Origin of the sequence: Bacillus sp. HU-1818 (assembly GCF_022695965.1) — a bacterium.
Taxonomy (GTDB): domain Bacteria; phylum Bacillota; class Bacilli; order Bacillales; family Bacillaceae; genus Bacillus; species Bacillus atrophaeus.
In genome coordinates, this window is the sequence record NZ_JAAPBE010000001.1 from 141,015 (window position 1) to 157,551 (window position 16,537).

Annotated in this window: 1 protein-coding gene; it reads right to left on the reverse strand. The window is 46.5% G+C overall.

Going from position 1 to position 16,537, the window contains the following annotated elements; translation table 11 throughout:
- Positions 1-13: 13 nt before the first annotated feature.
- A complete protein-coding gene (locus GXP75_RS00765; RefSeq protein WP_242556271.1) occupies positions 14-16,486 on the reverse strand; it encodes a non-ribosomal peptide synthetase in 16,473 nt (5,490 codons plus the stop codon).
- Positions 16,487-16,537 lie beyond the last annotated feature (51 nt).

Here is a 16,537-nt window from a genome sequence, read left to right on the forward strand (position 1 = left end):
GCGAAGCCCCTCCTTATATCAGTTGTTGGATCTTTGTGCTGTCTCCCGGATGATAGCTTCGCAGGTTTTGAATGGTAGAGCTATGTTCTTCCGGATACACTTCAATGGTTTCTTTTAACTGTTCCGCTTCACTGGCAGCATCGTTTGCCATTTTCATCAGCACAAGCTGATGTAACGGTCCGCCAAGCAGTAATTCCAATGCTTCCATGGCTTCCGGGGCTTCAATGGAGCCTATGCCCGCCTGAGCCATTCTCTGCTGATAATCGGGTGAGGAAACAACGCCGACGCTGCCCCAATAACTCCAATTCATCACGGCCACTGCACAAGGCCATACTTGCGAAAGCCAATGAGCAAAAGCATCTTTGAAACTGCAGCCTGCTGCGTAATTACTTTGTCCCGAAGCCCTCGCAAATGATTGTACTGACGAGAAAAACAACGCAAAGTCCAAAGGCTCATTATGGAAGACTTGGGCCATTCTCACACTTACATCCACTTTTGCCGAAAGAACATTTCTGAAGCGTTCCTCGGTCATATTTGCAAGGCTCTGGTCCTGTAAAACGATCGCAGAATGAACGATTCCATTAATCTCTTGATGCATTAGTTTGATTTTTTCATATGCGTTTTCTAAATCTACTTGGTTTGCCGCATCAGCTTCGATATAAAACGGGGCCGGCCCCAAGTCCGCAAGCTTGTCCAGCTTGGCTTGGATGGCTTCATCCTTTTTCCTTCTGCCAATCCACACCACATGGGCTTGGTATGTTTTAATGACGTATTCGCTCCAGGCTTCACCTATACCGCCCGCGCCTCCTATCACAACATATACGCCTCCATGCTTATACTTGGACTGAAAAGATTGGGTCTTGTGCACGGGGACAAGGCGCTGTTTGTGCCAAATCTTATTCCGACAGGCCCATGTATTCCCATCCCGATCGCCCGGTAAGGACCATATCTCTGGCGACCAATCATCAGCAGCGCCTAAATCAATCAGTGTTGTCTGCCAATTGGTGTATTCTTTTGCCATGGAACCGATCAGACCGTGAATCCCAGCGTGTACAGGATTTACAATGTCATGCTGATCGACAAATTGGGTGTTCTCAGTCACCACCGTCCACTTTATATCCCTGTCTCCGCAGCCTAAAGCGAGCATAGCCTTTATGACTTTGTACATCTTGATAACTCCTTGGTTCTGAGCTTCAATCATTTCATTGTCCGCTTTCTTCCCGGCAGAACGGGCCGAAGCAATCCAGACAATATGGTCAAACGCACCGCATGCTTTCAGCTTGTATTCAATTTCATCAATACGATCATGCTGATCTATAGTCAGAGATTGCACGTGCGGGTACTGACTTTGAACAGCCTTGCTGCTCTTCTCATCTCCTCCGATAATGACCACACGCTCAGAAGCTGATGGAACGACTCTGCTCTTTTCCACATGAACTTGATCCCATAACGGCGCCATCAAAAGCGCTCCATTAAGTGATTCCGTCACTTCGGGCGTTTTCCGGTCACGGGGGCTTTGGCCGTTTTCTTCAAGCACCCGAGATGAGATGCCCTTGATTCTCACACATACCTGTCCTTGTTCATCACACAAGTCTATATCTAGCCTTTGGATTCTCTCCTCGTTTGTACGAGATGTGACAGACGCCCACATTCGGTCCGTACATTTACTAAAGACTTCAAGTTCTTGCAGTGCGAAAGGCAAGGAAAGCTGATCGTCACCTGAATTCAGCTTTAACCCGATCGACGCTTGTAAAGCAGAATCCGCCATGCTCGGATGAAGAACGAATTGATCTGTTGTGCCAGAGACCGACGAAGGCAAGGAAAGCTCCGCCAATGCTTGATTGCGGCCGATATATAAGTTTTTGATTCCTTGAAGGCCAGGGCCATAATCTATGCCGATCGCCTTAAATAACTCATAGCACTGTTCCGCTGAAATCGTGTTTTGATTGCATTGTGCCTGCAAAGTCTCGATATCGAGCTTCGGCATTTTTTGAGCGCCGCAGATAACTGCGCTGCCTTGGCTGTGTATATGTCGTTCGTTCTTTTCACCATCAGTATAGATTTCAAAAGCAATTTCACCATCCTGATGAGGGTCGAGACTGATATCCACTTGAACGGGCTGGCCGTCTGATACAATCGGCTGAACCCAAACGACATTTTTCATCAGAATGACAGACTGTTTATCTTTCAGCCCTCTGACCGCCTGCGTGACGGCAGCGTGCACCATTTCCAGATAAGCCACGCCCGGCATTACCGGACTGCCCTGCACGATATGATCCTTAAAGAAATATTCCTGACCGGTAAAGACTGAGCTGAAGCGCTGCTCTGACAAGTCGGATATGTTCTCCTGTAATAATGGGTGGATGACTGCTGCACCGGCGCTTTTTACTGATATTTGATGTGTTTGAGCTTTTTCTTTCATATCCGTTATCCAGTAACGTTCTTTCGCAAATGGATAGGTCGGGAGGCTGAGACGTTTCGGCTGATCCTCTCCATACAGGCTGTTCCAATCCATCTTCATTCCTTTCACCCATAATTCAAGCAGCTTTGCGTAAGTCCTGTGCTCCCATCCATTTTTCATGGCTTTTTGCGTTTCTTCGTCCGCCATCAGCGTCTGTAATGCTCTTTTGTCAACTCTGCCTCTGTACAAGCCCTCCGCATTTGTTTGGCCTGTTATAAATTTTTTCAGTTTTTCCTGCAAGTCTTGAACCGAGACGGCGATGATCCCCAACCTTTCCTCCATTTCATCACGTCCCGCTTGAAGCGTGTACGCAACATCAATGAGATCACTGTTTGTAAAGGATTGCTTGCTGATAGCTTCTGATAATTGCTGTGCTTGTTCTTTCAGACGTTCTTCTTCCTTTGCCGACAAGACAAAGATGCCTGGATTTTGAGATGACACAGCTGGCGCCTCAGCAGCCGGAGAGGTCTCTTTTGGAATATATTCCTCGATGACCACATGGGCATTTACGCCTCCGATGCCAAATGAACTTACTCCTGCTCGGCGAGGCAATTCCCGGCCTGCTGCATCTTTGAGCGCCTTCCATTCCCTTGATTCCTGCAAAATATAAAACGGACTGTCTTCAAGCTTAATATACGGATTGACCGACTCGCTGTAGAGACTCTTCACAAGCGTTTTGTGCTTTAGCTGCAACAAGATTTTGATGACGCCCGCTACACCGGCCGCAAGCGACAAATGCCCGATGTTTGTCTTTGCTGACCCCAGTCCGCAATGGCTCGTTTGAACAGAAGGGTCTCCCGTTTTCTCATACAGCGCTTTAAAGGCGGCCTTCAATCCGTTGATTTCCACCGGATCCCCGAGCTCTGTTCCTGTTCCGTGCGCTTCAATATACGTCACGGTTCTCGGGTCAATGCCAGCCTTCGTATATGCGGTTTTTACGACTTCTGCTTGTGCCTTCGGATTAGGAGTTGTCAGAGAATTGGCGCGGCCGCCGTGATTTACCGCACTTCCCTTAATGACTCCGTAAATATGGTCCCCCGCCTGCTCAGCCGCTTTCAGTTTTTTCAAAAATAGGATTCCTGCTCCTTCGCTGACTGCAAAACCATCTGCTTTATCTGAGAATGTTTTGCATCTTCCTTCTTTGCTAAGCGCTCCGGCTTTATCATAGGCGATATGGCCTTGAGGCGTTACAACTGTATTGACGCCCCCTGCGATCGCCATTTCGCAGTTCCCGGCTTCAATCGCACATACTGCGTGATGGATAGCGACTAAGGAACTTGAACATGCCGTATCAATGGGTTCGCTCGGCCCATGAATATTTAATAAATAACTGACCCGGTTCGGGCCTGCTGAAGGACTCATGTTAGCGGCAGATGAGCCTTCTATTTCTACATTGGACAGCAGTGAGCTGTATCCCGTATTTCCTGTACCGATGAAAATGCCCGTTTTTGACCCTGAAAGGCTTTGAGCTGAATATCCCGCTTCTTCGATGGCTTTCCATGCATAGGTCATTAATAAACGCTGCTGAGGCTCCATCTGCTCAGCCTCTAATGGAGAAATGCCAAAGAACAATGGATCAAAATCGGCGACTCCGTCAATAAATCCGCCCCATTTGACATTCGTTTTATTTGCTTCTTTTAAAGGATCTCCGTAATACTCCCGCCAATCCCAGCGGTCTTTCGGCACCTCGGTAATACAATCTACGCCTTCTTTCAGGTTGGCCCAGTATTCCTCAACGTCCTCTGCTTTCGGAAAAACCCCGCTCATCCCTACAATGGCGATAGGCTCAGGCGCCTGGTCAGCCACTGTTTGTACAGGAGGAACGGTTTGTTTTGCAAACCGCTGTTTGTGTGAGAATCTGTTGCCTACTATGTTTTTTTCAACAGACTGTACAGGTTTTTCAACCTTCACATCCGCTGCAAATTGTGCTGTAAACTTATCCAGATACTCTTCTGACAAATACGCTGCAAAGGTATTGACTGTTGCATATTCAAAGAAAATCGTAGGCGTCAGATCCAGCTTGTACTCATCATTAAGCTTGTTGGCAAATTCAGTCAGCGTGATGGAATCAAACCCATATTGATTAAACTCAACATCCGCATCAATCTCTTCAGGTTTGATTTTAAGCAATTGAGATATCTCTTGCTTTAAAACTTCCTCAATTTGATTCGACAAGGCTCCATCCTCGATTGCTGCTGGATTCACTGGTTCCTGCACTGTTTTCTTCGGCGCGGCCGCTGAAGGCGTCTTTTGAAACAACTTATCCTTCATGATGTCTCTGATGCCTTCCATGACAATGACGTTATTTGTGCCATAGGCCAAGCCTTTATATAGCGCCTGAATACCGGTTTCAGTCCGCATGGCAGTGACACCCGTGTTTTTCAATGTCATCTTTTCTGTTTCTTCATCTACATGCATGCCGCCCTCTTTCCATAACGGCCAATTGATCGACAAGGTTTTTCCGTGCCGGTACATGGACGTCACAAACGCGTTGCGATAAGCGGCGTAGCTGTCCATAAAAGCATTAGCCATCGCATAATCCGCCTGGCCCGCACTGCCGACGACACCTGATATAGAGGAAAAGAGGATAAAGAAATCTAACGCTAAATGCTCGCTTGCCTCATCCACGTTGACAAGCCCTTTTACCTTTGGTGCCAGTACTTGCTGCAGTTCTTCCTTGTTTTTCGTAATCAGATAATTATCTTTAATGAGACCCGCGCTATGAATAATGCCATTCAGGTCGCCATAATCCGCTGTTATGCTTGTGATTAAATCTGCCACAGCAAGCTTTTGCGTCACATCTATCTGTCTGTACTCTGCCCGGGCACCCAAGCGTTGAAGTGCTTTAAGCTGGGAGTGCTTATCCGCACTCAGCTCAGACCGCCCTGTGAGAATAAGCACGGGCTCGTTGACTTGGCTCACAATTTCTTTTGCAAAAATAAATCCAAGTCCTCCTGCGCCGCCCGTGATGAGATACACGCCATTGTTCTTCCACGGCATTGTTATTTCACGATCGGTTTCGTTAACTTCGCTTAAATCAGCAATATAACGCTTGCCCTTTTCATACTTGATATGCCGGTCTTCTGCGTTTCTTTTATTCTCTTTTACTTTCTCTGCAATGCTTTCAATCTCTTCATGTGGCTCTATTTCGATCATTTGGCCTTTCAGTTTTGAGTTTTCCAGACAGGCGGTTTTAAGCAGCCCCGTCAAGCCTGAGAACAATTGCTGTTTGCTTTGCGCAACGGCAAGCGTTTGAATCAATACATGTCCTTTCGGCTTACTTTTGAGAATGCTCTGTATGGTTTCAAATGCCTGTTCCGCATAGTCTTGGAAGCGCTCTGCCAATCCCTCGTGAACGGTCTTCAATACGATGCATTCCGCCCCTTTGATTCTCGTTTCGATGCTTTCTTTTGAGATACCGTTCATTTCACAAACCATCACGATATGCCGTTCATATTCAGGGTCGCCACCTTTACCTGCATCCTGATGTATCCATCCGGGCTCCAGCATTAATGTTTCCATCGTTTGCGTATTCCCCGCTGCATCGGCTTCTCCTTCTGCTGCTCTGAAAGACAATCCTTTCATCCGTACGCAAACATTGCCGTCGTCATCGCAAATATCGATATCCCGCTTCTGCACCTTATCAGTTGCTTTGCTGTCTTTGCTGTATCTGGCGTATGCCCACATAACAGAAGAACATGCCCCAAAGACTTCAAGTTCTTGGACTGCAAAAGGCAGCATCAGCCGATTATCGTCGGCTCCTGTCAGAATGCTTGATGCCTGCAATGCGGAGTCCATCAGACCCGGATGCATTGCGTATTGATTCACCGTATCCAAAACAGCCGGGTGTAACGATAGTCTTGCCAATACCAGATTTTCTCCTGTGTAAACCCTCTCTACCCCTCGAAAAGCCGGGCCATAGTCAAACCCTATCATTCTATAAGTGTCATATACTTCGTTGACAGTGAATTGACTTTGATTGCACTGCGCCTGCAGAGAACGCAAATCAATGACTGGCACATCTGCATCAGAGTTCAATACAGCACTGCCCTGGCTGTAAACGACTGGTTTTTCATCGGGGGCTTCTGGATTGCTGTAAATTTCATACGAGATCTCACCATGATCTACGGGACTAAGCCCAATGTGAACCTTGAGCGGCTGATCTTCTACAACGATCGGCCGCACCCAAACCGCATTTTTCAGCTTGATGCTGTTTTGGCCTTCTTGTAATTCTGCCGCCTGTTCGATGGCAGCCCGCGCCATTTCAAGATGCGCCACCCCCGGCAAAATCCGCTGCCCTTTTACAACATGATCCGCAAGGAAAAATTCTTCTCCCGTATAGATGGAACTAAACCGCTGTTCCATGAGATTCGACGTATTCTGATGCATTAATGGATGTAACACAGCAGAAGTGACTGAATGAGAAGCTCTTTTGTTTGAGCCAAGGGTTCCGTTCTTTTCACTATTGCCAGAAATCCAGTAGCGATCTTTTGCAAACGGATAGGTCGGCAAACTGATGCGTTTCGGCTGATCATCGGCATACAGCTTGGTCCAGTCGACATCCAGTCCCTTCACCCATAACTCAAGCAGCTTGGCAAACTTGCCTCGCTCCATCCATTTTTCGATGGCCTCTTGAATTTCTTCATCCGCTGTCAGCGTTTGTAATGTACCTTTATCAATCTTGCCTCTATACAAATCTTCTATATTGCTTTGACCTTCTGCAAACTCTTTTAATTTTTCTTCTAATTCTTGAACCGAGTCGGCAATAATCGCTAACCGTTCTTCCATTGCGTCGCGTCCGGCTTGCAGAGTGTAAGCGATATTGATGAGATCTTCGTCTTTGTATGATTTACCGATCGCATCTGCCAATTGCCTCGCATGTTCTTTCAGCCGCACTTCATTTTTCGCGGATAACACAAAGATTCCCGGATTTTGAGAAGTGATGTACGGCGTTTCAACAGATGATCTTGCGGTATTCGGAACATATTCTTCGATGACCACATGGGCATTGACCCCGCCGATGCCAAATGAGCTTACGCCTGCACGCCGCGGCTGCTCTTGACCTTGTTCGTTTTGTATCGTTTCCCACTCTCGCGTTTCCTGCACGATATAAAACGGGCTGTCCTTCAGCTGAATGTATGGATTGAGAGCCTCGCAGTGCAGACTTTTCACCAGTGTTTTGTGCTTAAGCTGCAACAAAATTTTGATAATGCCCGCTGCGCCGGCTGCAAGCGATAAGTGCCCGATGTTTGTCTTCGCCGAACCCAATCCGCAATAATTGCTATTGACAGCCGAATCTCCTTTGTTTATATCCAATGCTTTAAAAGCGGCCTTTAATCCGTTAATTTCAACCGGATCACCCAGTTCCGTTCCGGTTCCGTGCGCTTCAATGTAAGTTACCGTTTTCGGATCAATTCCCGCCTTTTTGTATGCTGCCTGAATGACTTCTGCCTGCGCCTTTGGATTAGGCGTTGTCAAAGAAGCAGCACGGCCGCCGTGATTCACTGCGCTTCCTTTGATGACTCCGTAAATATGATCTCCCGCTTTTTCAGCTGCTTTTAATTTTTTCAGAAACAGGATGCCGGCCCCTTCACCGTGTGCAAAACCATCAGCTTGATCTGAGAATGTTTTGCATCTGCCTTCTTTGCTCAATGCCCCCGCTTTATCAAAACTGATATAAACCTCCGGCAGGATAATGGTATTTACACCGCCGGCTAACGCCATGTCACAGGTGCCCTCTTCAATAGAAGAGATTGCATGGTGAACGGCGACTAATGAGCTCGAACACGCTGTGTCTATAGGTTCACTCGGGCCATGCAGATTAAGGAAATAGCTGACACGGTTCGGACCGACTGACGGACTCGTGTTTGCCGCTGCAGAACCGTCTATTGCCGAGTTTGCTTTTGAAAGAAGCGAACCATAGCCTGTATTGCCCGTCCCAATGAATACGCCTGTTTTTGTGCCTGACAGACTTTTCGCAGAATACCCCGCATCTTCAATCGCCTTCCATGCATACGTCAATAACAGACGCTGCTGAGGCTCCATTTGCTCGGCTTCGCGCGGTGAAATACCGAAGAATAAAGGATCAAATTCTCCGATTCCATCAATAAAACCGCCCCATTTGACGTTCGTTTTATTCGCCTCTTTGGCGGGATCTCCTTGGTACTCGCGCCAATCCCAGCGGTCTTTCGGTATTTCCGTCATGCAGTCCTTGCCTTCTTTCAGGTTCTGCCAGTATGCATCGACATCTTTCGCCATTGGGAAAATGCCGCTTATCCCTACTATGGCGATTGGCTCAGGAACAGATTCATCCTGCATTGTTTCCGGCAGGATCACTTGCCGTGTACGTCGCTTTTTGGCTGTAACTTGAATGTGTTCTTCTTTTTTAGCTGCAGCCGGAATACGAGACTGTGTTTTGGCGCGCACCGTAAATTTTTCCGCAAATATAGCTTCATATTCTTGTGCCAAATGTTTGCCAAACTCATGAATCGTCGGATGGTCAAAGAAGATGGTAGGTGTCAGTTCAAGTTTGAAATTCCGGTTTAAGTGATTGGTGAATTCCGTCATGGATATGGAATCGAAGCCATATTTCGTCATCTCGGCATAGTCATCAATATCTCCAATCTTCACCTTTAGTAATTTGGCTACCTCTTGTTTTAAAACAGCTTTCACTTTATCCAGCAAGCTGCCGGTATCAATTCTTCTTATTGGTTCAGTTACAGTTTCCGTTACCTTCTGTTCAGCAGAAGCCGGAGCCTGTTTTTGAAGAAGTTTTTGCTTGATTTTCTGCAAATCGCCTTGAATGACCATGACCCGGTTCATCTCGGAATTCAGCGCTTGGTATAACGCCCCTATGCCTTTTTCTGCTTCCAAAGGAACGACTCCGGCCATTTGCACAAGTCTTTCTTCTGTTTCTCTATCGACCTTCATGCCGCCCTCTTTCCATAATGGCCAGTTCACAGATATGGTCTTTCCGTGCCGCTGCCCAAGATCAGCCAGCGTCCTGCGATATCCGGCATACGCATCCATAAATACATTAGCCGCCGCGTAATCGGACTGCCCGATGCTGCCTATGCTTCCAGAAAGAGATGAAAAGAGAATGAAGACATCTAAAGCCATATCCTTACTTGCCTCATCTAAGTAAACAAGTCCTTTTACCTTAGGTGACAGCACTGCATGCAGTTCCTCTGCTGATTTCTTGATCATATAGTTGTCTTTAATGATTCCAGCACTATGAAGAATGCCATTAAGACGGCCGTACTCTCGCTGAATGTCGTTAATTAATTGATAGACTCCGATTTTATCGGTAACATCCGTTTGTTTATAGGAAATGTTTGCTCCCATATTGCGAATCTCTTCAAGCTTTCTCTTTTTGTTCTCTCCAAGCGGTGAACGGCCTGTAAGGATGAATGACGCATGTTGCGTCTTTTCAGCAATTTCTCTTGCGAAAATAAGGCCGAGGCCTCCCGCACCGCCTGTGATGAGATAGACACCATCGTCTTTCCACGGATGTCCGGCTTCATGATTTGCAGGTTCGAATTCATTCCACTCGGCGATATATCGCTTGCCGTTTTTGTATCTGATATGTGCGCCGCGGTTTGTTTGATTTTCTTTCAGTTTGCCAGAAATGCTTTCCCAGCCTTCTTTATCGCTGATTTCAATCATTTGGCCCGTCAGTTTGGCATGTTCCAGCTCGGCTGTTTTCAGCAGTCCTGTCATCCCGGAGAACAATTGCTGTTCGCCTTCTGAGGAGGTGACAATTTGAATCAAAATGTTGCCTTGCGGTTTACTGTGAAAAATAGCTTGTACCTTCTTAAAAACTTGTTCGGTATAAGAATGGAAGCGTTCCTCCAGTGAACCAGGTCTTCCATCTAAATTGAAAACACGTACATGCCCCATTTCCCCTTCAATGCGATCCCGGATTTCTTGGTCATATTCGCAGAAGAACACAAGATGCTCGGCATATTCATGAGACTGTGCGCCGGCGGCTGCGTTTTGCTCTTTCCAAACAGGTTCAAGCATCAAGGTTTCTGAACCGGCTTCAGATGGTGCATCCCCATCCATCACTCTTGTCGAAAATCCTTTAATACGTACGCAAACTGTTCCATGCTCATCACATAGATGAATATCCACTTTCTGTATCAAGTCCCCCGGTTTATTTTTCTCATTGAATTGAACATAAACCCACATATCAGGAACGCAATGATGAATGACTACAAGTTCCTCTAACGCAAAAGGCAATGCTGCTTTAAAGTCCTCCTCACTGCCAGAAAGCCCGGCTCTGGTGATATTTTGCAAATATTCAGCGGCCTGTAACGCTCCATCTATTACACTCGGATGAAGGACATATTGGTCTTGCGTATGAGAGACGGAGTCCGGAAGAGATAACTTGGCGAGTAATTGGCCATCTCCCATATAAACGGTCTCTACAGCTTTGTATCCCGGCCCGTAATCAGCTCCGATCATTCCCGCATAGAATAACGCGGTATCCATGCTGCCTTGATCACATTGATTTTTTATAGCGGCAAGATCCAACGCAGTCACATGATCTGTCTGGCATAATTCCGCAATGCCCTGGCTGTATAATACAGGATCTGTGTCAGCGTCTTCCGGTTCGCCGTACATTCTATAAAGAATCTGCCCGTCATCCTCATCATAGAGTCCAATATTGACTTTGACCGGCTGATGCCCCGCTACAACCGGACGAACCCATACCACATTTTTAAGACGGATGGTCCGCTGTTCTTTTACATCATCCAGCCCTTGTTCGACAGCGGCTCTGGCCATTTCAAGCGTGACGGCAGCCGGTACGATCGCCATTCCCTTAATGATATGCTCGGCAATAAAATACTCTTGCCCGGTAAAGATGGAACTGAACCGCTGCTCTGATAAAACAGAAGTATTATGGTGCACCAATGGATGCAAAAGAGAGGGTCCTGCCGACCGTTTATCATCTGCGGCACTGATTTCAGGCCAATAGCGTTCTTCAGCAAAAGGGTATGTCGGTAAACTCATGCGCTGCGGCTTCGCATGCAGGTAAAGCTTCTGCCATTCAACATGAAGGCCCTTTGCCCACATCTCGGCCAGCTTTTTCTGCTTGCCTTTGGAAAGCCATGATGAAATCAATTCTTGTGTTTCATCGTCTTCCAGCCATGGCGCAGCATCTTTGATTCGTGACTTCTCTCCTTGAAAACAGCCTTTTGTCAGCGGCTTTCCATCTATAAAGTTCTCCAGCTGCAGTTTCCATTCTTCAACATCACTCGCCATAAAGACGACTCTGCTGTCCATTGCCTCCCGGCCGATCTGGAATGTGTACGCCACATCTGCTAAACAAATGTGCACCTGATCTTTCCGATTGATAAATGCCAGCAGTTCTCTTGCGTATGCTTGCAGGCGCTCTTTGTTTTTGGCCGATACAGGAATGAGGTACGGCGGATTTCCTTTACTTTCCTCCCTGACATCTGAGAAAGAGGCATATTGTTCGAAAATGGCATGGGCGTTAGTTCCTCCAAGCCCGAACGAACTTAGAGCCGCACGATGTACCGTCTCCTTTTTTTCTAATGGCTTTCCTTCCTTGACCACATAAAAGGGAGAGTCGTCCAAATTGATGTTCGGATTCGGCTCGCGGTAGTTGATGGATGGCGCAAGCTCATTGTGGTATAGGCTCATGGCGACCTTGATGCAGCCGGCTAGACCTGCGGCTGTGTCCAAATGCCCAATATTGGTTTTCACCGAACCGATTCCGCAAAATTGTTTTTTGTCTGTGTACTGTTTATAAACCTGATTCAAAGCGGAAAATTCAATCGGGTCTCCTAATTTGGTTCCTGTCCCGTGTGCTTCAATATAGCTGACCGTTTCGGGATGAATATTTGCTGCATCCAATACGTTCTGAATGACTTCTGTTTGGCCCTTTACGCTCGGAGCATAAAAACCGACTTTATCTGCTCCGTCATTATTCAGACCGATTCCCCTCATGAGGGCATAAATATGGTCTCCGTCTTTCACCGCATCCGCGGCTTTTTTAAGCAGGACGACCGCCACTCCTTCGCCTCCGGCCATTCCGTCGGCAGACGCATCAAACGCCTTTACATGTCCGTCACTTGAAAAGTTCAATCCGGTTTGATGGACATAACCAATGCCTGACTGCGCGTGCAATGTCGCTCCTCCGACTAAAGCATATTTCGCTTCACCTGAAGTTATACTTTTGTACGCTTGGTACAGCCCTACTAACGATGAAGAGCAGTTGGCATGGACAAAGTAGCTGGGTCCCTTTAACCCGAGCTTATGTGAAATCATCGTTGGAATGGTTCCGCTTTGGGCCAGCACCCATGACACATAGCCGTCAGGAGATTCGTGCCCTTCTGTTGACTCCGCTGGCAATAACGATCTGTACGAGTTATTGCTTGCCGACATATACACACTTGTACCCGGAATCTCTTTAGACACATAGCCTGCATCCTCTATCGCTTTCCAAGAATGCTGCAATAAGAGCCGAAGCTGCGGGTCCATAAATTCAGCATCTTTAGGAGACATTTGAAAGAAACCAGGGTCGAACAAGTCTTTTCCTTCTATTGCGGATTGCGCAGGAACATAGTCAGGATGTTGAATCAGTTCTTCCGGCACGCCGCAAGTGCGCAGCTCCTCTTTTGAGAAGAACTGAATGCTTTCCTTGCCCTCTTTTAGGTTCGTCCAAAAATCATGATGGTTTTTCGCACCCGGAAATTGACATGAAATACCCACAATCGCCACGCTGTCTTCAGCATATGGCGGGAGCGTTTGCTGTTCCGGCTGTTTTTCATCCCTCTTCATCTCCTGCTGTTTCTCAATTGAAGAATGGACCGCATCCGTCTTTTTGGATTCAATAATGTATTGGCTGATCGCTCTGATGTTGGAGTACTCAAATAGTTCCGTTACACTAAACTCGCAATCCAATTCTTTTTTGATCCGTTCTGCCGCAGTCACGGCAAGAAGAGAATCGCCTCCCACATCGAAAAATCCGTCTTCTGCTCCGAACCCGCTGACCTTAAGAACGTCCTCCCAGATACGGTGCACTTTATCCTCTACTTCCGATAACGGCAGAAGATTTGTTTTCTTTCTCTCCAAAACTATCTTCCGATGCTCCAGATCTTTCCGGTTCACTTTCCCGCTCGCCGTTAACGGCATCTCATCCAGGCGGATAAAGTGCGAAGGAATCATATATTCAGGCAGGCTGGATTTCAAATGGCGGCGCAGGTCTTTCAGATCAACAGCCGACTTTTGCTCGGTATAATAGGCTGCGAGTCTTTTATGGCCTTCCAGTTGATTGACGACTACCGCTTGATCCAGAATTCCCGGATATTCACTGAGTTTCGTTTCAATTGCGCCTAACTCAATGCGGAAGCCGCGGATCTTCACTTGGCTGTCAATGCGGCCTAAAAATTCGATATTGCCGTCAGACAGCCACCTGGCTGAATCACCTGTTTTGTAAAGCTTTGTTCCCGGCTCAAACGGATTGTCTATGAATGTTTCCGCTGTCAGCTCAGGCTGGTTGTAGTATCCTCTTGCCAATCCGTCTCCTGCGATACAGAGCTCACCGGGCTTTCCGATCGGAACAGGTTGTAAGTGCTGATCCACGATATAAATCCGCGTATTGGAAACAGGCTTTCCGATAGGCGTATGATGACTGGAAATCTCCTCTTTCGTGCATCCAAAATACGCAGCGTAAATAGAGGCTTCCGTAGGTCCGTAAATGTTTTCAATACTGCTGTTTTTAAAAATAGCGACCGCCTTTTTCACCAATTCTTTAGGGAATGCCTCTCCCGCAACCATCATATATTTGATCGGGCCATTTTCCGTAAAATCCTTATGATCTGCCGCCATTTCTAAAAAAACATTCAGCATGGCGGGGGCGAAATTGATGTGGGTCACTTGGTATTTCTCAATATAGTCCATGCATAGCTGGGGTGATTTTTCCCCGCCAGGCGGAAGAATAATGAGACGGCCATTTCCTATAAACCACCCGAATAATTCCGATATTGATACATCAAAAACATAGTTTGTTTTCAATAAATACGCATCTTCAGCGGTGACAGGATAATGAGCTTCAAGAAAATTCAGGGTATTCATAATGCTTCTGTGTTCGACCATGACCCCTTTAGGTTTCCCCGTACTGCCGGAGGTGTAAAGGATATAAGCGAGATGATGCGGTTGTACCTCCCGTTTCAGGATTCTGTTTTGTTGAGTCAGGTCAATGTTCTCGCAGGCAGAGTCAATAGTTATGATGTTTACGTTTTTCACATGCAATTGCTCTATTTTGTCATATACTTTTGATTGCGTGAGGACAATTGATACTTCACTGTCTTTGAGCATGAACTCTAATCGCTCTTTCGGGAAATTCGGATCTACCGGCACATACGCACCGCCGGCTTTTAGAATACCCAAAATTCCGACGAGCATATCCAACGAACGTTCCATACAAATTCCGACCGCACTTTCCGGGCCTGCGCCTTGTTCTTGAAGGTACACTGCCACCGATGTGCTTTTTTCATCTAATTCCTGATATGTAAGAGTTTCTTCTTCAAAAATAACCGCAATCGCATCAGGGGTTTTTTTCGCTTTTTCTTCGAAAATTTCATGGATGCATTTGTCTTTTGGATCATCTGTCTCTGTCGCATTCCACTGGTTCAGCAAATTGGTTTGCTCTTGATGTAATAGGTTAGAGAACGTCTCAAGTGACGCAGACGGATCGTGTATGATCTCTTCCGCAAGCTTTATATAGTGTCCCATCATCCTCTCAATGGAGGATAATTCAAATAAATCAGGATTATACAGCAGATGAAGCGCTGTTTCATCGCCCTGTTCGTAAACTTCCAATGCCAGTTCAAACTCCCCCTCTTGGCGAAGCTCTTCAACAAATTCGATGCCGAGAGTTTGATATTGTTCCAGCATGTTGTTTAAACCTGCTGTTTGAAAGAAGTTCTGGTAGAGAAAGGCCGCTTGAAAAACAGGAGACTCCGCTGCCGCGCGGTCTACACGTAATTCTCTTACCAGCGCGGGAAACGGATATGCAGCATGGTCCAGGCCATCAGCTACTGTGAGCTGCAGGTCACGAATGAAGTCTGTGAATGTCTGTGTGCCTACTTCTTTACTCCGCACCGCAATCATATTGATAAAATAGCCGATGATAGATTCAAAACTGTCTTCAGGCCGCCCCATCGTCGGCATTCCGACAATGATGTCCTTTTGATTCGTATAGTGATGCAGCAACACTTTATAAAGCGCGAGAAACACAACAGATTCATTCACGTGATGGAAACGTGCGAATGATTTGATTTGTTTACCCAGTTCATGAGGGAGCAAGCTTTTATAAGCCTGCCCCTTCCCTTTCTGAGCTGAAGACCGGGGATGGTCGGCCGGAAGCTCAAGAACAGGCAGTGTCCCGGAAAGCTGTTCTTTCCAGTAAGCAAGATGCTCTGCCCCTTCTCTTGTATCCAGCATGTTTTTCTCCCAATTAACAAAATCATGATAGCTTGCTGATAAAACCTGTAAAGCCGGCTCGCTGCCTTGAATAAATTCTGAATACGCATCTAAAAGCGTTGAAATAAACGTCAACATCGAAACACCGTCAAAAATCACGTGGTGAATCGTAATAAGCGCCATGCATTCACCCTTTGATAGATGAAAAAGATGAGTGCGCATTAACGGGCCTTTATCCAGCTCAAAAGGTTCTTTTGCTTTTTCTCTGATGAAAGGCAGAATGTCAGATGAATTCATATCTGACATATCCGCTTCCTCAAAATGAAGAGTGGTTGATGGCTCAGCCGTTTGAAAAGGAATCCCATTCTCCTCTTTGATCACACTGGTTAAAACAGGATATTGTTTCTGCACAAACAGAAGGGCTTTCTTGAATTTCTCTATATCTAATTTCTTACTGATACGAAAGCATAAAGGAATATTATAAGCGCCCATATCAGGAGACATTTTTTGAAGCATCCATAACCCTTTTTGACCTTCTGAAAGCGGACCTTTAGACGATTGCCGCTTTATGCCTTGAAGCTGTTCTTCTACCTCAGTGATGGTTAATTCTCCCGATCTGTA